Source organism: Pantoea deleyi, from assembly GCF_022647325.1.
In the GTDB taxonomy this organism is placed as follows: Bacteria; Pseudomonadota; Gammaproteobacteria; order Enterobacterales; family Enterobacteriaceae; genus Pantoea; species Pantoea deleyi.
Genome location: NZ_CP071405.1, coordinates 2,065,210 through 2,090,367 on the forward strand (window position 1 = coordinate 2,065,210; position 25,158 = coordinate 2,090,367).

The following is a 25,158-nucleotide window of genomic DNA, read 5'->3' on the forward strand; positions in this document are numbered from 1 at the left end:
AGGATGTGATGTTGCAAAATTGTGATTTTCACCTCATTTTTCCCGGTTCGGCGGCCGGACAGGGTGTAAAAAAAGCGTAACGTGAGGTGACTGGGGGTTGCGGGACGGTGTGAGGATGGGGATTTAAAACCGGGGCGCCACGGTTAACCGCAGCGCCCCGACAGATTACTTCGCGTAGGCTTCAGTAGAGAGCGTCAGCGTCACGTCGTCGCTGACCGCAGGCACATATTTGTCCAGCTTGAAGTCTGAACGCTTGATGGTGCCGGTGGCGTCAAAACCAATCGCCTGCTTCTTCACCATCGGATGCTCGCCCTGCTTGTTCAGCGTAGCGTGCAGGGTAACCGGCTTCGTGATCCCTTTCAGGGTCAGGTTACCTTCAACGTCAAACTTGTTGTCACCCTTCGCCACCACTTTGGTGCTGTGGAAGGTCGCGGTCGGGTATTTCGCGGTGTCGAAATACTCAGCGCCTTTGAACTCTTTGGTCAGCGCCGCAACGTGGCTGTCGATTTTGCTGACCGGCAGGGTCACGTCAACGCGTGAGGCTTCCGGATGATCTTTATCAAATACCAGCGTACCGGTTGCATCCGGGATATCCGCAGTAGGATTAGAGAAGCCGAAATGGTTCCAGGCCACCACTACCGACGTATGCTCAGGGTTCAGCTGATAGTGCATCGCCTCAGCCTGGGACAGAGGAGCATAGAGCGCGGCAACGGCTAACAGGGGCAGTGCAATACGTTTAACATTCTTCACAGTCAATTCCTTATGCGGACAAAAGTGAACTGAGTGTGGTTCAGTTTGGCACGAATAGACAGTGAAGAGATTTGTCGGTAATTTTCAAATAAATTCAGCAACGCTGACCCGGCGTCAGGCGACCGGACCACCCGTAAAGAGGACACGCCAGCGACGGCGATCCTGAATCAGAGTGCGATGCAGCTGCTGCAGATCTGCCTGGGTCAGCACCTCGATCTGTGCCGCATCCGGCTCTGGCAGACCGTTTTCATGCCGCAGTCGCGCCAGCGGCTGATCCGCCTGCTGGCTCAGCAGCCGCGTTTTGATCGCCTCCAGATCCGCATCCGCCAGGGTTTCCGTCAGGGAACGCAGAAACGTGCGGCAGTAGCGCAGCAGCGACAGCGGGCTGTAGTCGGGGGACTGCAGCGCAAACATCACGCCTTCCTGATCGGCACAGCGCAGATAGCGGCTGCTGACCACGTAACCCACCGGCTGCTCAACCCGGTAGCGCTGGAAAAAACGCGGCTCATAAATCAGCGCCAGCGCACGCAGCGCCGTCAGCTGCTCCGCCCGGTGCAGCGGAATAAACAGCAGCAGCGCATTGTCTGTGCTGCTGTGCGGCAGGTAAGTCATGCCGGTGCGCGAGGTCATCTGCGTCGGCGGCGTGGCGGGATTGCACGGCAGCGGCAGCGCGCTCAGCCGCCGGGCAATCCGCGAATGCAATGCCGCGTCGCCGCCTTTCAGCGCCGCCCGCCAGCAGGGCGGATGCACGTTTGCCGCTAACTCTCCGGGCAACTGCCGCAGCAGCGCACGGATGGCAATCGTTTCGGTTGCGGGCGGCTGGCCGCGCGCGGCGGGCTGAGTCATCACCGCGATGATCTGGCTCAGCGCCCAGTCAGCAATCGCTTCCTCTGGCGGCAGCTGAAGCGTCAGTTGCCAGACACCCTCCACCTCCTGCCAGCTGCCGTGACCGCCCTGATGCCGCAGCGCGGCAAACCGCGGGCGCAGCCGTCGCGCCAGATCCTCACCAGCCTCCGTCGAGAAGGTCGACCAGAACTCGGGCCGCAGGATCAGCGTTGCCTTTCCCTCATCCGGCTGATGATGCGGCAGCGCTACCGCCGGCTCAGGCAGCGGCCCGGCGGCAACGGCGCTGTCGAGCGGATAGAAAATGAATTCTGCCGAACGCAGCGTTTCAGGCGCTGAAGGCAGCGTTTCAGGCGTTGAAGGCTGCCAGGCGCTGAGCGCCAGGCTGAAGCCCTGAGTGATCTGATTGCCCTCCACGGCCTCCGGCGTGCAGCGCAGTACCGTGCCCGGCGCGGTGATAAGCTTCTCCACCAGCGGCAGCAGTGCAGGCAGGCTTTCGTCCGGCGCAAAGCCGAGCGCGCGCTGCCGCAGCTGCTCCATAGGTGACAGTGTCACGAACTGACTCTGCGCCAGCTGATGATAGTGCTGATGCTGTGCTTCGCGGGTCTGCCGCAGCGCCGCCAGATAGCGGTCGATCAGGCCATTAACCGCCTCCGGCTGAGCGGTGTCGATGCCCAGCGCCAGCCAGGTCGCCCCGTCGGCCTGATAGAGAATCTTCAGCTCCAGCGTCTCCGCCAGCCCCTGTTCACGCAGGGTAGCCAGCAGTGAACCGGGCGCTTCATCCAGCAGAAACTCGCGCCACAACGTGACACCGTCACTACCTGAGAGCAGCCAGCTGCGCCACAGCGCGGCCGGTGTGCCACCAAGCTGCCAGTAGGTCTGTTCTGTCTGCGGTACGGGAATATCGCGCCGGGATGCGCCAGGTGGCAGCGCCGTAACAAACTCACGCGCCAGCGCTTCGAGCGTCTCCAGGGGCTGGGGGCCCTGCAGCCAGAGGCGCATATTGCCAGCGACATAGTAACGCTGATGAAACTGACGCAGCGCCCGCTGGAGCGCGGGCAGCTCATCGCCGAAGTGGGCGCGGCTGCCAACATGGAACTGCCGGAACGCCGGGGGAGAGGCGACAGCATGCAGCAGCGCGGCGTCGATGCGGGATGGCTGATGCTGCTGCAATAGCTGATACTCCGCATCGATCACCGCCACCTCCTGCCCGATTGCCCGGTTATCGAGCAGCGGATGGGCGATCATATCCTGCAGGCGAGACAGCCCATCGGCCAGCTGCGACGGCGCGACCTCAAAGAAGAAGGCGCTGTGGTGCGCCAGGGTGGTGGCGTTAACCCGTCCACCCTGCGCCTGGATCCACGGCATCAGCCGCCCCTCATCAGGCCAGCCGGTGCTGCCGGTAAAGAGCAGATGCTCCAGCAGATGCGCCAGGCCGGGCCAGCGGGAGGGTTCATCGTGACTGCCCGCATCCACCTGAATCAGCGCAGCGGCCTGGCGGGCGTCGGCCTGCTGAATCAGTTCGACGTTCAGCCCCTCGATCACCAGACCGCGCGTCTTCATCAGAGATTCCGGGTTTTATAGATCAGCTGCGAGTTGGTGCGGTTACGGAACTGCAGCTGACCAATTTTAATGTCGCTGCAATCCGCTTCGCGGCGCGCTTCCAGGATTTTACCGTGATGCGGCGATTTGCTGCAGACCGGATCGGTGTTGTCGGCATCGCCCGTCAGCAGGAACGCCTGACAGCGACAGCCGCCGAAATCTTTCTCTTTCTCATCACAGGAGCGGCACGGCTCCGGCATCCAGTCAAAACCACGGTAGCGATTAAAACCAAAGGAGTTGTACCAGATATCCTCCAGGCTCCGGGTCAGCACCGAAGGAAACTCGACGGGCAGCTGACGCGCACTGTGGCACGGCAGCGCGGTGCCCTCCGGCGTGACGCTGAGGAAGATCGATCCCCAGCCGCCCATGCAGGGTTTGGGCCGCTCTTCATAGTAGTCGGGCGTCACAAACAGCAGATTGGTCAGGTTTCCGCTGCCGCTCATCTGCTCACGATAGCGGCTGACCACCGCTTCAGCGCGGGCGATCTGGTCACGCGTCGGCAGCAGCCCTTCGCGGTTGAGCTGCGCCCAGCCGTAGAACTGACAGGTCGCCAGCTCGACATCATCCGCCTCCAGTTCGATGCAGAGGTCGATGATTTTGTCGATCTGGTCGATGTTATGGCGATGCAGCACAAAGTTGAGCACCATCGGATAGCCGTGCGCCTTGACCGCTTTCGCCATCTCCAGCTTCTGCTGAAAGGCTTTTTTCGATCCGGCCAGCGCGGCATTCAGGGTTTCATCGCTCGCCTGAAAACTGATCTGGATATGGTCCAGCCCCGCCTCGCTGAACGCCTCCAGCTTGTTCGCGGTCAGGCCGATACCCGAGGTGATCAGGTTGGTGTAGAAGCCGAGATCGCGTGCCGCCTTGATCAGTTCGGGCAGATCTTTGCGGGTCAGCGGCTCGCCGCCGGAGAAACCGAGCTGCACGCTGCCCATCGCGCGCGCCTGGCGGAAGACCTCAATCCACTGCTCCGTGGTCAGCTCCTTCTCCTGCTGCGCGAAGTCGAGCGGATTGGAGCAGTAAGGGCACTGCAGCGGACAGCGATAGGTCAGCTCGGCCAGCAGCCAGAGCGGCGGATTCACGCCAGGTTTATGCGGGGTCACGGAACTGTATCCACTTCTGTTCATAGGCAGACTGCAGGAACTCGATGACGTCCGGCCCGACGCCGCCCGCTTCCGGGAAACGGCTGTCCAGCGTGGCGATAATCGCGGCGACATCCTGCTTACCGTCCACCAGTTCAAGAATGGCGGCGGCGGTTTCATTCAGTTTTGCCATCCCTTCGGGATAGAGCACCACGTGGGTATCCTGCGCGGCTTCCCACTGCAGGCGGTAGCCGCGACGGAACGCGACAATAGAGTTTTCGTTCATCTGTTATACCAGTCGGGTGGTGTGCCACGCCGCCTTGTCGGTGACGGTGTGATAAGGCGGACGTTTCAGCTCATAGGCCATCGTCATCGCGTCCAGCATGCTCCATAAAATATCGAGCTTAAACTGCAGAATTTCCAGCATACGGTTCTGCGACGCTGCCGTGGTGAAGGTTTCCAGCGCCAGCGCCAGACCATGCTCCACGTCGCGGTTAGCCTGACCTAAGCGGCTGCGGAAGTAGAAATAGCCCTCTTCTTTGATCCACGGATAGTGCTGCGGCCAGCTGTCGAGCCGCGACTGGTGGATCTGCGGCGCAAAGAGTTCAGTCAGCGAGCTGCAGGCCGCCTCGTGCCAGTTGGCGCGACGGGCAAAGTTAATGTAAGCATCCACCGCAAAACGCACGCCCGGCAGCACATGCTGCTCTGACAGGAGCGCGTCGCGGGTCAGACCCACCGCCTCGCCCAGCCGCAGCCAGGCCTCGATGCCCCCCTCCTCGCCGTTGCTGCCGTCGTGGTCAAGGATGCGCTGCACCCATTTGCGGCGGGTGGCCGGATCGGGACAGTTGGCCATGATCGCGGCATCTTTCAGCGGAATGGTGGTCTGGTAGTAAAAGCGGTTCGCCACCCAGCCCTGAATCTGTTCGCGCGTGGCCTGACCGGTATGCATCGCGATGTGATAGGGATGATGAATATGGTAGTACGCGCCTTTGTCACGCAGCGCCTGTTCAAAAGCCTGCGGGGAGAGCGTTTCCGTAATCTGCATGATTTAGCCCTGAAGGTGGATCGCCATTCCGTCCCAGCTTACCTCTATTCCCTGCGCCGTCAGGAACTGACGCTGCGGTGACTGCTCGTTGAGGATCGGATTGGTGTTGTTAATGTGGATCAGAATTTTACGTTTTGCCGGCAGCGACGCCAGCAGCGCCATCAGCCCCTGCTCTTCCGCCAGCGCCAGATGGCCCATCGCCTTTCCGGTATTGTGGCCCACGCCGGTGGTCAGCAGCTCATCATCCTGCCAGACGGTACCGTCGATCAGCAGGCAGTCCGCTTTCTGCAGCCACGGCAGGATCACCGCATCGGGCTCGCCCAGGCCCGGCGCATAGAGCAGCGTCTGGCCATTGGCCTGATTTTCGATAAACAGCGCCACGTTGTGGCCCGGCAGCGGCCGGTCGCGATAGGGCGAGTATGGCGGTGCATTGCTGATAATGGGGATCGCGGTGAAGCGCAGATCGCCACACACATCCACGCTGAACGGCGTCAGTGGCGCGACAGGCCGGTGCTGCAGACCGCCGTTCCAGTGCGAGAGCATCGGGAAGATCGGGAAGCCGCTGCTGAGATCGGCATGCACTTCCGGTGTACACCACACCTGATGCGGGCACCCTTCGCGCAGGCTCAGCAGCCCGGTGGTATGGTCGATCTGACTGTCGGTCAGGATAATCCCGCCGATCGCCGTGCCGCGCAGTACGCCCTGGCGGGTCAGCTCTGGCGTGTGCAGGATCTGCTGGCTGATATCGGGCGAGGCGTTGCAGAGCACCCAGTCCGTACCGTTATCGCTGAGGATAATCGACGACTGCGTGCGCGGGCGGGCCTGAATGGTGCCGTTTCGCACACCGTGGCAGTTGGCGCAGTTGCAGTTCCACTGCGGAAACCCGCCACCCGCGGCTGAACCGAGGATTTTGATAAACATAGAGGAAAACCAGAAGTTGAAAAAAAATGCCCGCTCAGAGGGCGGGCAGAACGATTAACGGTTGGAGATGTAGAGAGTCACTTCCAGACCGAGACGCATATCAACGAAAGTTGGTTTTTTCCACATGAGTTATTTCCTCTTTATTAACAGTATATTAGCTGCCTGAAATCAGCGTTACCGGCGTTAAATGAGACCGCCATCACAAATTCCAGGCAGATGGTGCGCCAATGGCGCGTCAGGATCAAGCCCGGAACGTAAGGAAATTGTTATCACAGCCCGGTCAGTCGTAAAACCCGCTGCCAGTTTCCCCATGCCAGTTTCTCTGTCAGTGTCTGATCATAGCCCGCTTCCTGAAAAGCGGCGAGCAATCGCGGCATTCCGCTGATATCGCCCAGCGCAGCCGGGGGGGTAATGCCGTCAAAATCAGAGCCAAAGGCGACATGGTCACTGCCCATTATCGTCAACAGGTGATCATAATGCTTAACAATTTCTGTCAATGGCGTGTCAGCGTCGCGTTTGCCATCGGCGCGGAGAAACGCATTGCCAAAATTGATGCCGACCAGACCGCCGCTGTCGCGGATCGCCCGCAGCTGATCGTCGGTCAGGTTGCGCGGCTGCGGACAGAGGGCGTGCGCGTTAGAGTGGCTGGCAACCAGCGGCCCGCGAAAGAGCCGGGCAGTATCGTGGAACGCCTGCAGGTTCATGTGCGACACATCGATCATCATCTTCAGCTGGCCTGCCTGCTGAATCAGCCGTTCACCGGCGGCGGTCAGGCCCGGCCCGGTATCGGGTGAGCCGGGAAAGGTTCCGCTGACGCCCTGGCCAAAGCGGTTAGGCAGATTCCAGAACGGCCCGATGCTGCGCACGCCCGCCTGCCAGAAGGCGTGCAGCTGTTCGCCCTCCTCATCCAGCGCATCCGCCCCCTCGATGTGGGCCACCATTGCCAGCACGCCAGCGGCGCGGCAGGCGGCGATCTCATCCACGCTGCGGCAGAGGCGTGCCCGGCCGCCCGACTCATCAGCCAACTGCTGCAGGATCTGCAACTGCTGCCACATAATGGTCAGCGGTTCATAAGGCTCACCGGCGCGGGCGGGCGCGGTCTGCGCAATGTACGCCTGCGGCGGCACAAAAATCGCAAACAGCCCGCCGCCCAGGCCACCCTGCCGGATGCGCGGAAAATCGAGATGCCCCCGCTCAATCCCCTGATAAAACGCCTGCGCGGGCGCATCGCGATGATGCAGCCAGAGGTTGAGCAGCAGATCGTTGTGACCGTCAAAAATCAGCATAAAAGTCCACCCGGATAAACAGCCGACCATGCTAACCCTGCCCGGCGGATTCATCAAACGTCGCCGCACGCCGCGTGTTGTTCTGTATGCTTCTGTGCGCATTGAGGTCGCCCGATACTGGATCTGCGAATAATTCTGGTGATGTTTAAACCCGCACGAGAGAGAGTTGTCCTGCACGGCTCTATTCATAAAGCAGGTATTGAGATGAAGGAATTAAAGTCCGAAGGTAATTTATTTCCGGACCTGAAACTGATCTCAGTCCGTACCATAGAACTTTATATTTGCCTTTGCGTAACGATGTAAAATTATTTATCTTTGTTTCAGGTTCTGGCTTATCAGAATCCATCCTTTTGGCACTAAAACTGATGGAGCACGGAAGCATGTCGCGTAACTTAGCCCCAGGATATTGTATAGTGCAAACAGCGGGTAGTCTGGAATATCAGGCAAGAGAACTCTTCAGGGATGTCCGTTCCCCAGCCGCCAGTCTCTTTATGAAACTCAATGCGGACACTCCTTATCTGAAACCCGGGCAAATTCTGATTGTTGCTGACACTGAGACCCCAGCCCCTCTGACAATAAAGATACTGACGATACTCCGACAGGCAAAAAACAAGACCAATGCGGCTTTTACAGGCATCAACAGCGATGACGCCAGTTTCTTGCAAAAACATTACGGAACGATTGCTGCGTTGACGGGTGCAGGGGACAAGATTTTCAGCACTGCAGGTGATGCCGGTGAAAAGTATTTTAATGCTATTGAGCAGACACTAAAAAAAATTGAAGTCAGCTATCAGAATCAATTTCGTACCCAGGGTACGTTGATCGGCCAGCAGTTCTTTGTGGAGCGCAAAGAGCTGTTACATCAGTTAAAAGAATTAGTTAACAAACCGCTATTAAAATCCCTCAGTCGGAATATCGTCAAATTCCAGAATTATGAGAACATGAAACGGGCGTTAAACCTCTCGAGCCGTTCGATTGTTCATGAGTGGTCCACTGCGGGGATAAGCGGTATTCCGGGCTATTCATATTATGTCGGTAATGCGGCCAGGGCGGCTCGATTCCTGAAGGCTGGAGGATATATCGGTATTGGATTTGCTTTTGCCGGAACAAGTAACGATGTCGTTAATGCCTGTTTAAAAGGACGTGAAAATGAGTGTGGTAAAATTGCGGTAAGAGACTACACAAAGTTTGCTGTTGGTACGGGTAGTGCGATGTTTATCGGAGCATGGGGAGGTTCTGCCGGGCTATTGGGGTGTGCAGCAATAGGCATAGCCACCGCAGGTGCAGGAGGCGTAGCGTGTGCAGCTGTAGGCTCCATGGTCGGCGGTTATATCGGTAGTACAGCCGGCGAAAAAACGGTGGATTATTTAATGGGGTTTACAGGTGACTGAATTTTACATTTCAAGAATGGGTTTAATCTTTGCCCTTTCAGGTAGTGCAATAATTTTTATTTCTTTCTTTTTTTATGCTTATCACAAAAAAGAATATGAAAAAATAACTTCACTGTTTCTGGAGCGATATCAATTCCCCCCGCCCTATTCTTTTTATCACATGGTTGGTTTTTTTGGTGTCTACCAGGTATGCAGATTTTTTATTAATTTAAACAAAAAAAAGAAAATGCGCTTTTTTAGCTATCCTAATCCTGCTTATTCTTTTTTCAGTGATAACAACCTGACAGTAAGCAACTGGATGATAATTTTCTCACGTTTGTGGATGTCCGCTGGCCTTTGCTACCTTATAACGGCATTAACTGTTTTAATTTTGAGCATTATACGGTGAAATCTGAAAGGCTCGCGATCCCATAATAAGCCCACAAAGTGGGCGTATTACTTGAACGATACTCACAATCTCCAGCCCCCGATCTGACATCCAGGTGCTGGCCTGAGCACCTCCCCGGCCGTATGAGCTTTTGTAAAAATACCTGTTAAACGCGTGACAGGAGCGAAAACTTTACGATGATGCCAGGGTTCGCTGGCACCGTGCGGATAATCGTGCGCCAGCGGCACCAGCGGACGCAACTGAAACGCAATGGGTTGCTGGCTCATTGCGCCCCAAGGTAGCGGTAGATTACCGCCAGATCCTCTTCACCGTGTCCGGCCTCCACCGCCTGCTCCCAGAGCCGGGCGATGTTGTCCAGCGCCGGCAGCGGGGTCTCTGCCGCATCCAGCGCCAGCCGCGCATCCTTCAGCGCCCAGACCAGATGCATCTGCGGCGTGTAGTCGTCGCTGGCAATCATCCCGAGCTTCATTTTCGCATACGGCGCGGCCAGCGGACCGCCCTCCAGTACCTGCCAGAGATCGTCAGTGGAGAAGCCAAACTGATCCGCCAGCCGGGTACTCTCAGCCAGGCTCTGCATCAGGCCAATCAGCCAGCTGTTGATCACCAGCTTCATCCGGGTGCTTTTTCCCGCTTCGCCCAGCCACTTCGTGCCTTTACTGATGGCGGCGAACACCGCTTCTGCCGCCTGTGCCCGGCTCTGGTCACCGCTGGCCAGCACCAGAATCTGCGCGTTCTCCGCAGGTGCTTTGGTGCCGGAAACCGGGGCGTCGATCAGCAGCAGATCGGGCCGCTGATCGGCGAAAAAGGCGATCAGCGCGTCGGTTTTTTCAACCCCGATGGTACCCATCTGGCACAGGGTTGCCCCCTGTTTAAAGGCCGCTTTCGCCTGATGCAGCACCTGCTCCGTGGTGTCACCGTCGGCGAGCATGGCGATCACCACATCCGCATCACGCACCGCCTCTTCAGGTGAATCAGCCAGCGTTAAACCGGCATCCAGCAGATCCTCGCCGCGTGCGCGGGTGCGGTTCCAGCCGTGCACGCGAAAGCCCTTTTTCAGCAGGTTGGCGGCAAATGCGTGCCCCATTGCACCTAATCCCAGAACCGCGACTTCAGGTTGTTTCATGCTGACTCCCGTAAGTTGTTTGCTGGCATCCAATCAGATCGGACGCGTGGTTACTGCAAAAGATGGATTCCAGCCTGGCGGTAAACGGTGAAAAAATCCAGCCCGAAACGGTATACCCCGGCGCATCAAACCCTTACCATACCCGGCGATTGTTCCGGTTGGTTCATTACCGCTCTTTTTTTCAGGCCACTTATAATGAAAATAATCTCTCTGCGACGGGCCACGCTGCTGATGCTGCCCGCACTCTTACCGCTGTCGCTGCAGGCGGCGGATGATAACAATACCCTGGTCGTCACGGCTGCCCCGCCGGAAAACGGGCTTAACGAACTCGACACCCCGGCGGCCCTGAGCGTGGTCAGCGGGGACGATATGCGTCAGGCCGCACCGCGCGTTAACCTGTCGGAAAACCTCAGCGGCGTGCCGGGTCTGCAGATCCAGAACCGCCAGAACTACGCCCAGGATCTGCAACTGTCGATGCGCGGCTTTGGCTCGCGTTCAACCTACGGCGTGCGCGGTTTACGCATCTACGTGGATGGCATCCCGGCCACCATGCCGGATGGCCAGGCGCAGACCTCCAACATCGACATCGGCTCGATCGATCACGTCGAAGTCCTGCGCGGCCCCTTTTCGGCGCTCTATGGCAACGCCTCAGGCGGCGTCATCAACGTGACGACCCAGCAGGGTCAGCAGCCCCCCACACTCGAATACAGCAGCTGGTACGGCAGCTACGGCAGCTGGCGCAACAGCGTCAAAGCCAGCGGCGCGACCGGCGATGGCACTCACGCCGGCGATGTGAACTACACGGTGTCGGCCTCGCGCTTTACCACGCACGGCTACCGGGATCACAGCGCCGCGCAGAAGAACCTTGGTAATGCCCGGCTCGGCGTGCGAATTGATGATGTCAGCACCCTGACCCTGCTGTTTAACAGCGTGCACATTGAGGCGCAGGATCCGGGCGGATTAACCGAGGCGCAGTGGCGTGACAACCCGCGCCAGGTGGTGAGTAACGTTTCGCTCTATAACACCCGCAAAACGGTGGATCAGACTCAGGGCGGCCTGCGCTATCAGCGTCAGATGAGTGAGAACGACGACCTCAGCGTCATGCTCTACGCGGGCATGCGCGAAACCACGCAGTTCCAGTCGATTCCCGCCGCCGTTCAGCGCAACCCTGCACATCCTGGTGGCGTGATCGCCCTGACCCGTCACTATCAGGGTGTGAACAGCCGCTGGACCCATCGCGATACGCTGCTGTCGGTTCCGGTGGCGGTGACCGCCGGACTTGATTACGAAACCATGAGCGAACGGCGTAAGGGCTATGAAAACTTCACCGTCAGCAACGGGGTGACGCAGTTGGGCGAACAGGGCAACCTGCGCCGCAACGAACGCAACCTGATGTGGACGCTGGATCCCTATCTCCAGACCGGCTGGCAGCTGACGGACAACCTCTCGCTGGATGCCGGTGTGCGCTTCAGCACCGTGAACTTTGACTCCAATGACTTCTATATCCGGCCCGGGAACGGCGACGACAGCGGCGAGGCGCGCTATCACAAGTGGCTGCCCGCGGCGGCGCTGAAGTACGCCTTTGATCCGAGCTGGAATGCGTGGATCTCCGCCGGACGCGGCTTTGAGACCCCGACCATCAACGAGCTGTCTTACCGTTCAGACAATGCCACGGGCCTCAATCTGGGTCTGAAACCCGCCACCAGCGACACGCTGGAGATTGGCAGTAAGAAACGCATCGGTAACGGGCTGGTCAGTGCCGCACTGTTCCAGACTGATACCCGCGATGAGATTGTGGCGGATGCCAGCAGCGGCGGACGGACCACCTATAAGAATGCCGGTCAGACCCGCCGTCGCGGCCTGGAGCTGAGTCTGGACCAGCAGTTTGCCTGGGACTGGCGGCTGAAGATGGCCTACACCCTGTTGGATGCACGTTATCGCAGCAACGCCTGCAGCAATGAGAGCTGCGACGGCAACCGCATCCCGGGCATCGCCCGCAATATGGTCTACGCCGGGCTGGGTTATCTGCCAGAGACGGGTTTCTATGCGGGCAGCGAGGTGCGCTATCTGAGCCAGATCGCCGCAGAAGATCAGAACCGGGTCAACACGCCCTCCTACACCGTGGCCGCGCTGAACAGTGGGTACAAATGGGAGGTGGAGAACTGGACGCTGGATCTGTTTGGCCGCGTCGATAACCTGTTTGACCGCCACTATGTGGGGTCGGTGATCGTGAATGAGAGCAACGGTCGCTATTTCGAATCGGCGCCGGGCCGCAACTACAGCGTGGGCCTGACGCTGGGTTACGCCTTCCGGTAAAACGTTGCCGGGCCACCCCAGAGGCGGCCCGGCACGCATCATTATCAGCCGCGCGAGGTCAGCTGTGCCACGATCGCTTCACTGCTGCCGGTTTCACCCAGGCGTGGGAAGATCAGGCTGATGCTGTTGTGATGCGTATCGGCGTTAAGATCGGTCATCGCATCCGTGGCTAACGTGACGTTGTAACCTAATTCATACGCCTGACGGGCCGTAGATTCGACGCCGATGCTGGTCGCAATCCCGCAGATTACCACCTGCGTAACGCCCCGGGCCTGCAGCGCATCATGCAGCGCGGTGCCGTGAAACGCACCCCAGGTTTTCTTGGTTACGGTCAGGTCATCCTGCTGCGGCGTCATCGCCGGCACCAGCGTGGCCCAGTCGGCAGGCAGTTCGCCGCTGTGACGTCCCTGCTCATTGCGGCCGGGTGCAGCACCGGCCACGTTCACCAGCACCACCGGCATCTGGTGCGCGCGGAAGGCCGCTGCCAGTGCGGCACAACGTTCGATCACCGGCTCTGGCGCATGCACCAGCGGCAGCGCCACGATGCCATGTTGCAGGTCGATAACAATCAGCGCAGTTTTTGCATCAAGTGTGGTTACAGCCATGTTGGATCCTCAGGGTTAATCGTCAGCGAGTCGTTGCAGCAGAGGGAGAACGTCGGTCAGTTGCTGCTGTTCTGCCGGGCTCAGCCGGGCCGCCAGCGTCCGCACCAGCCAGTCTTCACGCATCGCCCGGCTCGACGTAATCACCGCCAGGCTCGCCGGTGTCGGAAAATAGCGCGTTTTGCGGCCATCATGGGGATCGGGTTCGCCGGTCACCAGGCCCGACGCCAGTAATCCGGCGACGGTCGCGCCCATCGACTGGGTCCGGACGCCCTCAGCCGCAGCCAGTTGCGTGACCGTCATCGCCCCGTCGCGCACCAGATGGCCGAGCACCGCTACCTGTGACCAGGTCAGCTCGCCGGGCGGTGCCGACTCGCGCAGGCGTCGCGCCAGCTTACCCACCAGCATCCGCAGCGTGGCGGCGGAATCAGTCAGATCGCTCATTGTCCCTCTCTGTTAACCGGCAAAAGTATAGAGATACGAAGGTAAACTGTGTAGTTTGCGCCCGTATCAATTTGTAACGTCAGGCCGTTGCGGATAGTGAATCAGGCTGTGAAAGCGCAGCGGCGTGCTGAGCGGGTTGCGATAGCTGTGTGGCACATCCGCCTCAAAGCGGAACGCCTCACCCGCGAGCAGACGCCGCCACACCTCCCCGACCGCCAGCAGGAGTTCCCCCTCGATAACCACCACCTGCTCCACGCACCCCGCTTCGTGGGGCGACGAGTGACTCTGCGCCCCCGCGGCCAGCTCCACCGCCAGCAGTTCAAACCGCAGCTGCGGATCGTAGGGCAGCAGAGGCCGGACAGCCATCCCGGCGTCAGGCTGACTGAATCCCGGCGCGGCCCCGGAGGCGATCACCCGGGAGTCGATGAAAAACGAAAAAGGAACGTTAAACCCGGTGGCAATCTTCCACAGCGTGGCGATGGTCGGGCTGGATTCGCCACGCTCAATCTGCCCCAGCATCGCTTTACTGACGCCGGTCCGCTCCGCCGTCAGCGTCAGACTCCAGCCGTTGGCCTGACGCAACTGCCTGAGCGCCTCGCTCAGATGTTGCTGAAAATCCGCCATGGTTTCTCCTGATTGTTTGCATGCGTCGTTAAAAGCACAGGCTGACAGTGTAACACTTGTGCGTTATAGCGCACCATGCCATCATGTGCGCTATAACGCACAACCGGATTGAGAAGTGAGAGATGACACGAGCGGAACAGGCCCCCTTTACCCTGCCGATGCTGGTTTCCGGCTTTGTTGCCGTGCTGGTGGGCTACAGCAGCAGCGGCGCGATTATCTATCAGATGTTTCAGGCGGCGGGCGCCACGCCCGCGCAGATCGGCGGCTGGCTGTCGGTGCTCGGTCTCGCGCAGGGGATCGTCTCGCTGGGCCTGTCGCTGCGCTACCGGATGCCGGTGCTCGCCGCCTGGTCCACGCCCGGCGCGGCGCTGCTGGCGACCAGTTTTCACGGCGTTACGCTGAATGAGGCGGTGGGGGTTTTTGTCTTCGCCAACCTGCTGATCGTGCTCTGCGGCGTGACCGGTCTCTTTGCCCGTCTGATGAACCACATCCCCGCCTCGCTGGCGGCGGCAATGCTGGCGGGTATCTTGCTGCGCTTCGGGCTGCAGACCTTTGCCGATTTGCAGAGCAACTTTGCCCTGTGCGGCAGCATGTGCCTGGCCTGGCTGCTGGCGCGCCGCTGGCTGGCCCGCTACGCCATTCTGGTGACGCTGCTGGCAGGCATCCTGGTCGCCCTGATGCAGCACGCCATCCATTTTCCGCCGCACGCGGTCAGGCTGGCGCTGCCGGAACCGATTATGCCGCACTTTAGCCTGCCCCTGCTGCTGGGTACCGGTCTGCCCTATTTTCTGGTAACAATGGCGTCGCAGAACGCCCCCGGCATTGCGACCCTGCAGGCGCATGGCTATCGTCCGCCCGTCTCTGCCCTGATGACCCGCACCGGGCTGACGGCACTGCTGCTGTCACCGTTTGGAGGGTTTTCGGTCTGCGTCGCCGCAATCACCGCCGCCATCTGCATGAGCGAGGAGGTTGATCCCGACCCGCAGAAACGCTGGCGGGCGGCGGCGCTGGCCGGGGTCTTTTATCTGCTGGCGGGCGCGTCCGGTGCGCTGATCGCCGTGCTGTTCAGCGCCCTGCCTGCGGTACTGATCGAGGCGCTCGCCGGTCTGGCCCTGCTGGCCACCCTGGGCGGCAGCCTGCAGCGGGCGCTGGAGCAGCCAGCCGAACGCGACAGCGCGCTGATCACCTTTCTCATCACCGCCTCGGGCGTTTCGCTGCTGGGTATCGGACCGGCTTTCTGGGGGCTGACGGGTGGCGTTCTCGCTCACCTGCTGCTGGTGCGCAAAACGGGCTGAGGAACGCATTGTGACTGAATTATCGGTTATTTTTACGCCAGCCAGCGAAAAAAACAGTGGATTTAGCCCCTTTTCTGCCGTTTGATTGGTCATTGCCCGGCGTAAAATCAATTTAATCGTCGATAACACGCGATTTTCTGCCTCAGACAACGACCGATAAGGGCCCAACAGGTGGCAAAAACTTTTCTGCGCAGCGGTAAATTAGATGCTGTTCTGGCACTAGGTGAAAATGGCCAGCCGGTCTACGCCTCAGCGCTGCAAATTCGTGAAACGCTGCGTCTGCGCCGTCAGGGCGCACTGGCAGATTGCCTGGCGATCCCGCAGGCCAATGAACGGGGCGATCGCCTCGACTGGTATGCCCCTTTCAGCGGCCGGGTGAAATCCTGGCTGGGCGCGAGCGATCATGAACGTCGCGCGGCCCTGCAGCAGCTTACCGCCTGCCAGCAGGATATGCAGGATCTCAGCACGCGCGCGCGCGCGGCGGAGAACCCCGCCATGCGGCTGTTCGGTGCGCTACTGAGCAAAACCCTGCAGTTTCCCGATCAGCAATATGTCTATCTGGTGGATGGCAAACCGGTCATCACGTTCTGGGGCTTTGTCGATGCCCAGGCGCGCAGCCGCGACGATGCGCTGGCCTGCCTGCGCGACACCCTGGAGGAGAATCTTCCGGTCGCGCTGGTTGAGCCGCTGCCCGAGCTGCCTGCTGCGCCCGTGGTCGCCGAACCCGTCCTGATGGCGGAACCCGTACCTGAAGCGGTGGAAGAACCGCAGCCGGTGGTGATAACGCCTGAGCCGGTGCAACAGAAACCTGCCCCGGCGCGCCGCCGTTTCCGCATATGGTATCTGCTGCCGCCGGTGGCGATTGCGGCCGCCGTCGTGGTGGCGGTGCTGCTGCATCGTCCCGCATCCGAGGCGCCGGTTGAAAGCGCGAAAGTCAGTGCAAAACCTGCGACGACGCCGGCCGCCGCGCCAGCGCAGGTCGCAGCTACCCCCGCTATCGCCCCGCCGGCCGTGATGGCCGCCGCAGAGAAACTTCCTGAAACGCTGCCACAGAAACCGGCCAGCGTTGCCGCCACAGAAGCCGCACCGGCTGCCGCATCTGCTACCCTTGCCAGTGTGGTGACCCCTGCGGTTCCGGCCCGGCCGGATGACCTGATCGTGACGCCGGATGCGGTGCGCGAAGGTCAGGTGCAGGTCATCGATGGCCGCTGGCGCGTCACCATCGACCAGATGCCGACGCCGACCGGTAAACCGCCGGTGATGCGTTTCCAGTTTAAAAATGGCAAAGGCAGCGTACAGGTGACCCAGGGCAATACCAGCTGCAAAGCGGATGTCAGCGCGGCCATGACCAGCGCCGGCAACCTGGTGATCGAGAGCCGCTACACGGCGAAGTGCCAGAACAGTTCGCGCTACCGCATGCCGCTGCTGGTCTGCCACGCGAGTATTGGTGCCGCGGTGTGTGAAGCGCAGTATGCGGAAGACCGGATCTTCCCGATGACGATTAAGCGTGAGAGTAAATAACGATGCTGGCTCCCCTGATCGATGACAAACAAAAAATTACGCTGATTGAAAACAGCGGCGTGCAGTTTCTGGATTTCGGCCTGCAGCTCTCTGCCACCCCGGCGCGCCGCCAGTTCGTGCGTCAGACCGCCAACGGTCCGCTGCTGCGCCTTAACGTGGACGGCAACAGCGGTAAGTTCCTGCTCTATCCGGAAGATGGCGGTGCCGCAGAAGTGGTGCGCCCGGAGTCCGATATCGCCCTGGCCGACTCCCTCACGCTCCTCTCCGCCTGCTGGCTGCCGCTGCCTATGCTGCGCTGCGCCAGCGGCCGCCGTTTCATCGGCGGCCCTGAAAACTGGGCGCGGATGCGTCTGGTCGCTCTGCCGGCCCCGGATGCGGCGGGCAATACCCATCGCGTCAGCCTGGCGTTCGACACCCGCTGTGTCGCGGAGCAGGATGGCGGCGAACAGCTCGGTCTGACCCCTGCCGACGCGCAGAACGGCGTGACCTTTGCGCTCGCCTGGCACAACTATGAACTGGGTGAGTTTCTCGATCTCACCTGGGTCGACGGCTGGCTGCGGGAGACCTTTACCGATCGCGTCGCCGATCGCCGTGAACAGGCGATCAATCAGGCGCTTCGTGAATTTGAATATCAGGCGCACTATCTCAATCTGCTGGAGCTGCTGGGCGAACAGCTCGACCTCAGCGAGATCCACATCCAGGCCGCCACGCTGCAGACCCCGGCCGTTAACGTCGATATCATTCTCGATGTCGGCAACTCCCATACCTGCGGCATCCTGGTGGAAGATCACCCGGAAGAGAGCAACGGGCTGAAGCAGACCTATGAACTGCAGCTGCGCGATCTCTCCCAGCCGCATCAGGTTTACAACGAGCTGTTCGACAGCCGCCTGGAGTTTGCCGAAGCCCGCTTTGGCAAGGCGAACTTCTCGCTGGAGAGTGGCCGCGAACAGGCCTTTATGTGGCCATCGCTGACCCGCGTCGGGCGCGAAGCGAGCCGTCTGGCGCTGCAGCGCGTAGGACTGGAAGGCAGCACCGGCCTCTCCAGCCCGCGCCGCTATCTCTGGGATGAGGCACGCTATCAGCCAGGCTGGCGCTTCAATACGCCAGGTGAGCAGAGCGAGCCGCTGGCCTATGCCGCGCCCTTTACCACCCTGCTGAACGACGAAGGCCAGCCGCTTTCGACGCTGCCGCCGGACGACCGCCTGCCGGTCTTTTCACCCCACTACAGCCGCAGTTCGCTGATGACCTTTATGCTGTGCGAACTGCTGGCACAGGCGCTGATGCAGATGAACAGTGCCGCTCAGCGTCAGCGGATGCCGCAGAGCCACGCGCCCCGTCAGCTGCGCCATGTCATCCTCACGCTGCCTTCGGCGATGCCGAAACCGGAGCGTGAAATTTTCCGTCGCAGGATGCAGGAAGCGCTGGCGCTGGTCTGGAAAGCCGAAGGCTGGCTGAACGACGAGGATGAGCTGGCCCCTGCATGGCCGCGTCAGAGCCCGAAACCGCTGCCGGATGTACAGATGGAGTGGGATGAGGCGACCTGCGGCCAGATGGTCTGGCTGTTTAACGAAACCCAGGTCAATTTTGCCGGTCGCGCCGAAGACTTTTTCAGCAGCATGGCTCGCCCGGATCGTCCGCGTGAGGCCGATGAGCTGCCCGGCAAGAGCCTGCGCATCGCCTCGATCGATATCGGCGGCGGTACCACCGATCTGGCGATTACCCAGTATCGTCTGGATGATGGTCAGGGCAACAACGTTAAAATCACGCCACGCCTGCTGTTCCGTGAAGGCTTTAAGGTGGCGGGCGACGATATCCTGCTGGATGTCATTCAGCTGTGGATCCTCCCGGCGCTGCAGCAGCATCTGCAGAAAGCGGGTCTGACCCTGACCGATCCGCTGATGAACAAGCTCTTTGGTCACGACAGCCGCATGGACGGTCAGGCCACGCTGCGTCAGCAGGTCACGTTACAGCTCTTTATTCCGCTGGCGCAGGCCGTGCTGGAGCGTTACGAGAACTGGGATCCGCTGGAAAGCCACGCCGAGATCAACGCGCTGTTTGGCGAGCTGGTTGAACAGGTGCCGGGCGACGCGGTGCTGGCGTTTGTAAACGGCGAGATCCAGCGCGAGCTGGGCGGTCACAGCCGCTTCGACCTGCTGCAGGTACCACTGGTGGTCAGCCTGTCGCAGCTGCATGGCGAATTTATGCAGCACCGCATGGCGATCATTCCGGCGCTGCGCTCAATGTGTGAAGTGGTGTCACTCTATCAGTGTGACGTGCTGCTGCTGACCGGCCGGCCGTCGCGCTTCCCCGGCATTCAGGCGCTGGTGCGTCATCTGCAGCCGCTGCCGGGCAGCCGTATTCTGTCGCTGGAGGGTTATCACACCAGCGACTGGTATCCGTTTAACAAACATGGCCGCATCGATAACCCGAAATCGACCGCGGCGGTAGGTGCGATGCTCTGCCTGCTGGCGCTGGATCTGCGTCTCAGCAGCTTCTGGTTCCGCGCGGGCGACTTTGAGCCCTATTCGACGATCCGCTACCTGGGCATGCTCGACGAAAATCAGGCGCTGACCGACGAGAATCTCTGCTACAGCGAAATTGACCTCGACGATCCTGGCTATGCGCTGGATAAAAAAAGCAGTTTCCGTATCCGCGGCAACGTCTGCCTGGGCTTCCGCCAGCTCGATAACGACCGCTGGCCCGCCTCGCCGCTCTACAGCCTGACGCTGAACGACGCCACCCTGGCGCGTAAAGTGGCCGGGGAGAGCGTGCTGCGCATCCGCCTGGCGGTGAAAGCCGGCCCTGGCGCGACCGGCCCGGAAAACCTGGTGCTGAGCGATGCGCGTCTGGATGATGGCACCCGCGTGCCGCTGGAGCAGTTAAGTCTGAAGCTGAATACCCTGTCGGCCACCGGCAATGCAAATGCGCAATACTGGATTGACAGCGGGAGCGTATGTAAACGATGAAAGCCCTGAAACCCCGCCAGCCGCAGACGCTGGCAAAACGCCTTAACCTGCTGCAGGATGCCCTGAATCAGAGCCTGACCTGGATTGAAGAGAGCCGTGAGCAGTCGCCGCGTCTGGCGCTGGAAGCGGAAACCCTGACGCTGCAACTGCGTCAGGCGCGCGTGCAGACCCAGGCTCTGGCGCAGCAGGTGGCGCGTCCGGTGACGCTGGCGCTGTTTGGTCAGTCGCAGGCCGGAAAGGCCTGGCTGCTGAATGAGATGGTGGCTGACGCTCAGGGTCAGCTGATGACCCGCATGGGCGACAAGCTGCTGAGCTGGTTCCAGCATATTAATCCCGGCAACCTGGATTTCGCGACCGCGACCCGTTTCAGCCATCAGCGCGAACCGCTCTCCGGCGAGTGGCCGGTTGAGCTGGCGCTGCTGAGCGAGGCAGAGATCGTGCGGCTGATGGTCGCCTGTGCCGGTGAGAGCGCACCCGACACCGCGCAGATCGACAGCGCGCTGCAGCGCCTGCAGCGTCATCGTCTGGCAACGCCGCTGGCGGGCCTGGAGGGCGATGCGCTGGTCACGCTCTGGTCCTGGTGCCGTCGCCGTCCGCACTATGATGCCCGCCTTGACCGTCACTTCTGGCCGCAGGCGGTTGAACTGGCCCCCTGGCTGAGCGTGGACGATCGCGTGCAGCTCTTTTCGCTGCTCTGGCCGTCGCAACCGGCCCTGAATGAGATGCTGCGCAGCCTGCTGCATCTGCGTCATCAGCTGCGTAACAGCAGCCGCCTGCTCGCGCCTCTCAGCCTGCTCACCGATGCGTCACTGCTGCCAGCTGAGCAGCTGATCGTGCCGGCCAGTGAGCAGGATCAGCAGCAGATGGTGGACGTCTGCCCGCTGAACGGCAACCGCATTGGCAAGGCGCAGAGTGTGCCGCTGGGCCTGCTCGCCCTGCTGACGCTGGAAGTGCTGGCGCCGCTCTGCTCCACACCGCGCACTGCGCTGTACGACGATGCCGACATGCTCGATCTGCCCGCGCCCGGCGAGCCTGCGGACGCGACCGTGCAGGACGATCGTCAGCGCCTGCGTCAGCAGGATCCGCTGCGGGCGCAGCTGCTGGAGCAGAAGCGCGCGCTGCTGCCCGGCTTTTACGCCACCCGTCAGGCGATCGATCTGCTGCTGGTCTGCACCGCCGCCAGCCAGCGTCAGGATGCCAGCCTGGTGAGCGAATCGCTGCGTGAATGGCAGCGTCAGCAGCCCGCGCAGGAGTCCGCTGAGAAACCGCGCCTGATCTGGGCCATCACCCCGTTTGACGCCCGTCATCAGCAGGTTAACGTGGATGAAGCCGTGCAGCGCCAGATGGGACAGCCCGGTCAGCACTGGGGATCGATGCTGGCTCTGGATCGCGCGGGCGTTGATCGCATGGCGAGCTGGTTACAGGATGAGATGCAGCCGGAGGCCCGCCGCGACATGCTGCTGGCGCAGCTGGCCCAGATTCAGCATACCGTGGTCGAGCGCCGCTTACTGCCGTGGACCGAAGCGGAGGCCACACCGGAACAGGCGGCCCGCAAACAGAACATCGCCGACACGCTGCTGAAATGTTTACAGCACCGCACCGGCCTGCACGGTGAGCTGCTGGAACGCCTGCAGCCGCCCCGCGAGGCACTGCGCCAGCTGTGGCTGAATCAGTCCGCCCTGCCTGGCAGCAAACCGGCCAATCTGCAGGCGCCGGAGAATCAGTTCGGGATTGGATTTGAATTTGACCTGTTCAGCGAAAGCCCGGCCGAAGCGCCGGTTCAGCCGCGTCAGAGTCTGCCGGGCGCGCAGCAGTTCCCGCGTCAGGTGATGCTGCTGTGGCTGGATCATCTGCGTCAGCTGCCGGAGAACCGCAGCCTGCTGGCGTTGCTGAACGTGGATAAGGCGACGATGGAGTGGCTGGTCGAGGAGCTGATCACGGCCGGATTCCGCACCGATATCGCACAAAAACTGCAGCAGGCGCTGCATGAGCCCGACACGCAGAGCGTGAGTCATGAATCCCGTGCCGACCGTCAGGTCACGCGGGCGATGACGGTGCTGGGTGATTTCGTGGCCTGGCTCGGCTTTTTACAGCGGCCGGAAAGCGAACGGCCTGCCAGCCGGGTGAATCGTGGTCAGGTGATCTTCTCACGTCCGCCTGCGCCCAGCGTCAGCTTCGGCGCCGGTCAGCGTCTGACACGCCTCTCTGCCGCCCCGGCCAATCACACCGCCTACTACATCTACGACTGGCTGGTCGGGCTGAATCAGGTGATCATCGAGAACAACGGCTTCACCGGCGGCGGCGACCTGCCGCGCACGGCGCGTGACGCGCTGATTGCTCTGCTTAAGCCGCTGCGCGCCTAGTCGATAATCAGGCGCAGCTCGCCCGCCAGCGACTGCGCCGCCTCCTCCAGCAGCGCCAGCACCGGCGCTAAATCGGGCTGCTGCGCGTCAGCGTGCTGAAGCCGCAGCGTGGCAGGCAGCGCCATTCCGCCGGTCAGCCAGTCCCACAGCGCATCCAGATTATGACCAAAGGTCTCCGGGCAGCCGCTCTGCTCCGCAAACTGCTGATAAAAGGCGGCGCGTGTGGTGAGCTGACGCAGGTCGAAGGTCAGGCTGAGCATAATCAGGGTACCTGTCTGAAGCTGCGGTAGTGGTCCGTTGAGAGAAACACCAGGCCGTCTGAGGAGTAGACCAGCCGATCCGCATCGCGATGACCACAGCGATAGTTCACATCCGCCTCATACCACTGACGTCCGGCCCGCGTGGGCAGCCGTTTTTCACGGTTAGCAAAACGATCGCCGCCGATGGCTTTGCCGGGCAACACGTCACACAGGTTGCCTTTCTCCGGGTTCCAGCCACGCTTACGCGCGTCGTTTTTCGTCAGGTAGTAGTCCGGTAAATGCTGATGCTGCAATACCCAGCGCGCCACAGTGCGGGCATCGGTCAGGGTAGCGATATCGGGCTGAGCGGGTGCTGAAACACGATTCAGCCAGGGTTTGAGGCCGTAAAAGCAGACGGCGAGGACAAGGAAAAGTCCAATCCAGAGTTTTTTTGACATAATGGCATCCGTGACGACAGGATGCAGATGATACCAGTTTTACACGCAGAGAAAAGCGCGGGCCAGACAAGCTGGCCCTGGCGAGGTTATGCGGCGTGCGAATCCCCGCTGTGTCGACGCCATGCACCCGGTGCGACACCATACTGACGTTTGAAGCTGCGGTTAAAGGATTGCTGGGAGTCGAAGCCCAGAGAGATCGCCACGTTCAGAATCGGTTCGTCGGTGCTGGTCAGGCGGTCGGCTGATTTCTTCAGCTTCTTCACGCGGATGTACTCACCCAGCGGATAGCCCGTGTGCTCTTTGAACATGCGCTGCAGGTGCCACTTGGAGTAACCTGCGCGCTCTGAAACGGTATCCAGATCCAGACGTGCTTCGATGTTGTTATCAATCCAGTCGATTAAATCGTGAATAAAGGCGTCACTCATCATTCCAGTCTCTCCTGTTCGCCGTGGCGAAAAGTATTAGTATCAGTTGCAGTTACACTTAAGGGTGGCTGACTATGCCATTTAATGCAAGTTTTATTAGTACATTAAATGCCGCACTTTTTATGGGGATTTAGCGCGCGCTGCTCAGGCTTTCATCGCCCTGCCCCGAACCGCACATAAAGTGTATCCGTTATTCTTGCAGTTGCCAGTAACGCCAGCCTACACTCACCGCGATTAATTGCAATCTTAAAAGTTGCAAATATTGACCAGATGGTCACCTGTTACCACTTATCGCGGAAAGACAATAATGATTACGAACCGGGTTCGTCAGGGCTTGACCCTCTTTGGGATGATACTGCTTATCGCGCAGCTCAGCGGCTGCGACAGAGGGGTTGCGCAAAACGCCCCGCTCCCTCCGCCGGAGGTCAGCGCCGCGCCGGTGCTGGTTAAGCCGGTCAGCCAGTGGGACAACTTCAATGGCCGGGTGGAGGCGGTGCAGAGCGTGCAGCTGCGGCCGCGCGTTTCCGGCTATATCGACTCGGTGAATTATCGCGAAGGCGATGAGGTTCGCAAAGGTCAGGTGCTGTTTACCATCGACGACCGGAGTTACCGCGCGGCGCTGGAGCAGGCCAAAGCGGAACTTGCCCGGGCGCGCAGCCAGGCGAGCCTGGCCCGCAGCGAATCGGGCCGCAGCGAGAAGCTGATCGGCACCCAGGCGATCTCCCGCGAAGCCTGGGAACAGCGCCGCGCCGCGGCCAGTCAGGCGCAGGCGGAGGTACTGGCCGCCGAGGCGGCGGTCGATATGGCCCAGCTGAACCTGGACTTTACCCGCGTCACCGCCCCGATCGATGGCCGCGCCAGCCGCGCGATGATCACCGCCGGTAACCTGGTGACCGCGGGCGACAGCGCCAGTGTCCTGACCACGCTGGTGTCGCAGCAGCAGATGTATGTCTATTTCGATGTCGATGAGAATACCTTCCTGCACTATCAGGCGATGGCGCGTCAGGGCCAGCAGCGCCAGGCACTGCCGGTTGAGATCGCGCTGGCCGGCGATCAGGGCTTTCCGCATCAGGGCAGGGTCGATTTCCTGGATAACCAGCTGACCGCCAGCACCGGCACCATTCGTATGCGCGCCCTGCTCGACAACCCGCAGCGTCAGTTCACGCCGGGCCTGTTTGCCCGCGTGCGGCTGCCCGGCAGCGCGCAGTTCGAGGCGATACTGATCGATGACAAGGCGGTCCTGACCGATCAGGATCGCAGGTATGTCTATGTGGTGGATGGCGAGGGCAAGGCGCAGCGGCGTGATATCCAGCCCGGCGCGATGGTGGAGGGCCTGCGTATCGTGAAATCGGGTCTGCAAGCCGGCGACCGCGTGATCGTCGCCGGTCTGCAGAAAGTCTTTATGCCGGGCATGCCCGTTACCGCTCAGCAGGTCGCCATGCGCGCGACAGCCGCTCACTAATCCGAGGCCGCT

The 25,158-nt window shown here is 60.8% G+C and carries 22 protein-coding genes; 7 read left to right on the forward strand and 15 right to left on the reverse strand.

Features of this window, described 5'->3' with window-relative positions; all coding sequences use genetic code 11:
• Nucleotides 1–165: 165 nt before the first annotated feature.
• The 8 genes from J1C59_RS09705 to J1C59_RS09740 form a co-directional block, all read right to left on the reverse strand.
• The gene (locus J1C59_RS09705) at nucleotides 166–750 is read right to left on the reverse strand and encodes a YceI family protein (RefSeq protein WP_128086732.1); all 585 of its coding nucleotides are present in this window, start codon (nucleotides 748–750) and stop codon (nucleotides 166–168) included.
• A gap of 114 nt (nucleotides 751–864) precedes the next feature.
• Nucleotides 865–3,156, reverse strand: coding sequence for a pyrroloquinoline quinone biosynthesis protein PqqF (gene pqqF, locus J1C59_RS09710; RefSeq protein WP_140917226.1), 2,292 nt, complete (start codon nucleotides 3,154–3,156; stop codon nucleotides 865–867).
• The gene (gene pqqE / locus J1C59_RS09715; RefSeq protein ID WP_162287383.1) at nucleotides 3,156–4,322 is read right to left on the reverse strand and encodes a pyrroloquinoline quinone biosynthesis protein PqqE; all 1,167 of its coding nucleotides are present in this window, start codon (nucleotides 4,320–4,322) and stop codon (nucleotides 3,156–3,158) included. Before pqqE ends, pqqF begins: the two co-directional genes overlap by 1 nt.
• Entirely contained in the window at nucleotides 4,285–4,563 is a 279-nt protein-coding gene (pqqD, locus tag J1C59_RS09720) for a pyrroloquinoline quinone biosynthesis peptide chaperone PqqD (protein WP_128086757.1), read from the reverse strand. Before pqqD ends, pqqE begins: the two co-directional genes overlap by 38 nt.
• 3 nt (nucleotides 4,564–4,566) lie before the next feature.
• Nucleotides 4,567–5,322, reverse strand: a complete 756-nt coding sequence (pqqC, locus tag J1C59_RS09725) for a pyrroloquinoline-quinone synthase PqqC (RefSeq protein ID WP_128086756.1) — start codon at nucleotides 5,320–5,322, stop codon at nucleotides 4,567–4,569.
• A 3-nt stretch (nucleotides 5,323–5,325) separates the two neighbouring features.
• The gene (gene pqqB / locus J1C59_RS09730) at nucleotides 5,326–6,243 is read right to left on the reverse strand and encodes a pyrroloquinoline quinone biosynthesis protein PqqB (protein WP_128086755.1); all 918 of its coding nucleotides are present in this window, start codon (nucleotides 6,241–6,243) and stop codon (nucleotides 5,326–5,328) included.
• 54 nt (nucleotides 6,244–6,297) lie between these two features.
• Nucleotides 6,298–6,369 (reverse strand): pyrroloquinoline quinone precursor peptide PqqA, encoded by a 72-nt coding sequence (gene pqqA / locus J1C59_RS09735; protein WP_010245082.1) that lies wholly within the window; start codon nucleotides 6,367–6,369, stop codon nucleotides 6,298–6,300.
• A 143-nt stretch (nucleotides 6,370–6,512) separates the two neighbouring features.
• A complete protein-coding gene (locus tag J1C59_RS09740; protein ID WP_140917225.1) occupies nucleotides 6,513–7,529 on the reverse strand; it encodes a dipeptidase in 1,017 nt (338 codons plus the stop codon).
• A 380-nt stretch (nucleotides 7,530–7,909) separates the two neighbouring features.
• Here J1C59_RS09740 and J1C59_RS09745 point away from each other — a divergent pair, with 380 nt between their 5' ends.
• Nucleotides 7,910–8,920 carry a hypothetical protein gene (locus J1C59_RS09745; RefSeq protein WP_128086659.1) on the forward strand — a complete coding sequence of 337 codons (1,011 nt, stop codon included), beginning with the start codon at nucleotides 7,910–7,912 and terminating at the stop codon, nucleotides 8,918–8,920.
• 650 nt (nucleotides 8,921–9,570) lie between these two features.
• On the opposite strand, the gene J1C59_RS09750 is transcribed toward J1C59_RS09745, so the two are convergent.
• Nucleotides 9,571–10,431, reverse strand: coding sequence for an NAD(P)-dependent oxidoreductase (locus J1C59_RS09750; RefSeq protein WP_128086660.1), 861 nt, complete (start codon nucleotides 10,429–10,431; stop codon nucleotides 9,571–9,573).
• A gap of 195 nt (nucleotides 10,432–10,626) precedes the next feature.
• Between J1C59_RS09750 and pqqU the strand changes: the two genes are divergently transcribed.
• Nucleotides 10,627–12,747 carry a TonB-dependent receptor PqqU gene (gene pqqU / locus J1C59_RS09755; protein WP_208721870.1) on the forward strand — a complete coding sequence of 707 codons (2,121 nt, stop codon included), beginning with the start codon at nucleotides 10,627–10,629 and terminating at the stop codon, nucleotides 12,745–12,747.
• Between the two features lie 44 nt (nucleotides 12,748–12,791).
• On the opposite strand, the gene J1C59_RS09760 is transcribed toward pqqU, so the two are convergent.
• From J1C59_RS09760 to J1C59_RS09770, 3 genes are all read right to left on the reverse strand, one after another.
• Complete coding sequence (locus J1C59_RS09760; protein ID WP_128086661.1) at nucleotides 12,792–13,352, reverse strand: isochorismatase family protein; 561 nt, start codon at nucleotides 13,350–13,352, stop codon at nucleotides 12,792–12,794.
• Between the two features lie 15 nt (nucleotides 13,353–13,367).
• Nucleotides 13,368–13,793, reverse strand: coding sequence for a MarR family winged helix-turn-helix transcriptional regulator (locus J1C59_RS09765; RefSeq protein ID WP_140917223.1), 426 nt, complete (start codon nucleotides 13,791–13,793; stop codon nucleotides 13,368–13,370).
• Nucleotides 13,794–13,859: 66 nt separating this feature from the next.
• Nucleotides 13,860–14,417, reverse strand: coding sequence for a helix-turn-helix domain-containing protein (locus J1C59_RS09770; RefSeq protein WP_140917222.1), 558 nt, complete (start codon nucleotides 14,415–14,417; stop codon nucleotides 13,860–13,862).
• Between the two features lie 122 nt (nucleotides 14,418–14,539).
• On the opposite strand from J1C59_RS09770, the gene J1C59_RS09775 reads away from it, so the two are divergent.
• The 4 genes from J1C59_RS09775 to J1C59_RS09790 all read left to right on the forward strand — a co-directional run bounded on the left by J1C59_RS09775 (nucleotide 14,540) and on the right by J1C59_RS09790 (nucleotide 22,562).
• Nucleotides 14,540–15,712 (forward strand): benzoate/H(+) symporter BenE family transporter, encoded by a 1,173-nt coding sequence (locus J1C59_RS09775; RefSeq protein ID WP_140917221.1) that lies wholly within the window; start codon nucleotides 14,540–14,542, stop codon nucleotides 15,710–15,712.
• Nucleotides 15,713–15,883: 171 nt separating this feature from the next.
• Complete coding sequence (locus tag J1C59_RS09780; RefSeq protein WP_128086575.1) at nucleotides 15,884–17,233, forward strand: SrfA family protein; 1,350 nt, start codon at nucleotides 15,884–15,886, stop codon at nucleotides 17,231–17,233.
• 2 nt (nucleotides 17,234–17,235) lie between these two features.
• Nucleotides 17,236–20,199 carry a virulence factor SrfB gene (locus J1C59_RS09785; protein WP_128086574.1) on the forward strand — a complete coding sequence of 988 codons (2,964 nt, stop codon included), beginning with the start codon at nucleotides 17,236–17,238 and terminating at the stop codon, nucleotides 20,197–20,199.
• Nucleotides 20,196–22,562: a virulence factor SrfC family protein gene (locus J1C59_RS09790; protein ID WP_140917220.1), complete on the forward strand. Its 2,367-nt coding sequence runs from the start codon at nucleotides 20,196–20,198 to the stop codon at nucleotides 22,560–22,562. The genes J1C59_RS09785 and J1C59_RS09790 overlap by 4 nt, the downstream gene beginning before the upstream one ends.
• On the opposite strand, the gene J1C59_RS09795 is transcribed toward J1C59_RS09790, so the two are convergent.
• From J1C59_RS09795 to J1C59_RS09805, 3 genes are all read right to left on the reverse strand, one after another.
• On the reverse strand, nucleotides 22,559–22,822 hold the full coding sequence (locus J1C59_RS09795; protein ID WP_128086573.1) for a barstar family protein: 264 nt from the start codon (nucleotides 22,820–22,822) through the stop codon (nucleotides 22,559–22,561). The genes J1C59_RS09790 and J1C59_RS09795 overlap by 4 nt on opposite strands.
• Before the next feature lie 2 nt (nucleotides 22,823–22,824).
• On the reverse strand, nucleotides 22,825–23,259 hold the full coding sequence (locus J1C59_RS09800; protein ID WP_128086572.1) for a ribonuclease domain-containing protein: 435 nt from the start codon (nucleotides 23,257–23,259) through the stop codon (nucleotides 22,825–22,827).
• An 86-nt stretch (nucleotides 23,260–23,345) separates the two neighbouring features.
• Nucleotides 23,346–23,687: a helix-turn-helix domain-containing protein gene (locus J1C59_RS09805; protein ID WP_009090299.1), complete on the reverse strand. Its 342-nt coding sequence runs from the start codon at nucleotides 23,685–23,687 to the stop codon at nucleotides 23,346–23,348.
• 304 nt (nucleotides 23,688–23,991) lie between these two features.
• On the opposite strand from J1C59_RS09805, the gene J1C59_RS09810 reads away from it, so the two are divergent.
• Nucleotides 23,992–25,146, forward strand: coding sequence for an efflux RND transporter periplasmic adaptor subunit (locus tag J1C59_RS09810; protein WP_140917219.1), 1,155 nt, complete (start codon nucleotides 23,992–23,994; stop codon nucleotides 25,144–25,146).
• The last annotated feature ends 12 nt before the right edge of the window (nucleotides 25,147–25,158 follow it).

Bases quoted from the DNA above. Each gene is read 5' to 3' on its own strand.
- pqqB (WP_128086755.1), bottom strand. From the start codon at position 6,243: ATGTTTATCAAAATCCTCGGTTCAGCCGCGGGTGGCGGGTTTCCGCAG.
- pqqE (WP_162287383.1), bottom strand. From the start codon at position 4,322: ATGAACAGAAGTGGATACAGTTCCGTGACCCCGCATAAACCTGGCGTG.
- J1C59_RS09760 (WP_128086661.1), bottom strand. From the start codon at position 13,352: ATGGCTGTAACCACACTTGATGCAAAAACTGCGCTGATTGTTATCGAC.
- J1C59_RS09810 (WP_140917219.1), top strand. From the start codon at position 23,992: ATGATTACGAACCGGGTTCGTCAGGGCTTGACCCTCTTTGGGATGATA.
- J1C59_RS09740 (WP_140917225.1), bottom strand. From the start codon at position 7,529: ATGCTGATTTTTGACGGTCACAACGATCTGCTGCTCAACCTCTGGCTG.
- J1C59_RS09745 (WP_128086659.1), top strand. From the start codon at position 7,910: ATGTCGCGTAACTTAGCCCCAGGATATTGTATAGTGCAAACAGCGGGT.
- J1C59_RS09790 (WP_140917220.1), top strand. From the start codon at position 20,196: ATGAAAGCCCTGAAACCCCGCCAGCCGCAGACGCTGGCAAAACGCCTT.
- pqqU (WP_208721870.1), top strand. From the start codon at position 10,627: ATGAAAATAATCTCTCTGCGACGGGCCACGCTGCTGATGCTGCCCGCA.
- J1C59_RS09800 (WP_128086572.1), bottom strand. From the start codon at position 23,259: ATGTCAAAAAAACTCTGGATTGGACTTTTCCTTGTCCTCGCCGTCTGC.
- J1C59_RS09765 (WP_140917223.1), bottom strand. From the start codon at position 13,793: ATGAGCGATCTGACTGATTCCGCCGCCACGCTGCGGATGCTGGTGGGT.
- pqqD (WP_128086757.1), bottom strand. From the start codon at position 4,563: ATGAACGAAAACTCTATTGTCGCGTTCCGTCGCGGCTACCGCCTGCAG.
- J1C59_RS09750 (WP_128086660.1), bottom strand. From the start codon at position 10,431: ATGAAACAACCTGAAGTCGCGGTTCTGGGATTAGGTGCAATGGGGCAC.
- J1C59_RS09805 (WP_009090299.1), bottom strand. From the start codon at position 23,687: ATGATGAGTGACGCCTTTATTCACGATTTAATCGACTGGATTGATAAC.
- J1C59_RS09775 (WP_140917221.1), top strand. From the start codon at position 14,540: ATGACACGAGCGGAACAGGCCCCCTTTACCCTGCCGATGCTGGTTTCC.
- J1C59_RS09795 (WP_128086573.1), bottom strand. From the start codon at position 22,822: ATGCTCAGCCTGACCTTCGACCTGCGTCAGCTCACCACACGCGCCGCC.
- pqqF (WP_140917226.1), bottom strand. From the start codon at position 3,156: ATGAAGACGCGCGGTCTGGTGATCGAGGGGCTGAACGTCGAACTGATT.
- J1C59_RS09785 (WP_128086574.1), top strand. From the start codon at position 17,236: ATGCTGGCTCCCCTGATCGATGACAAACAAAAAATTACGCTGATTGAA.
- pqqC (WP_128086756.1), bottom strand. From the start codon at position 5,322: ATGCAGATTACGGAAACGCTCTCCCCGCAGGCTTTTGAACAGGCGCTG.
- J1C59_RS09770 (WP_140917222.1), bottom strand. From the start codon at position 14,417: ATGGCGGATTTTCAGCAACATCTGAGCGAGGCGCTCAGGCAGTTGCGT.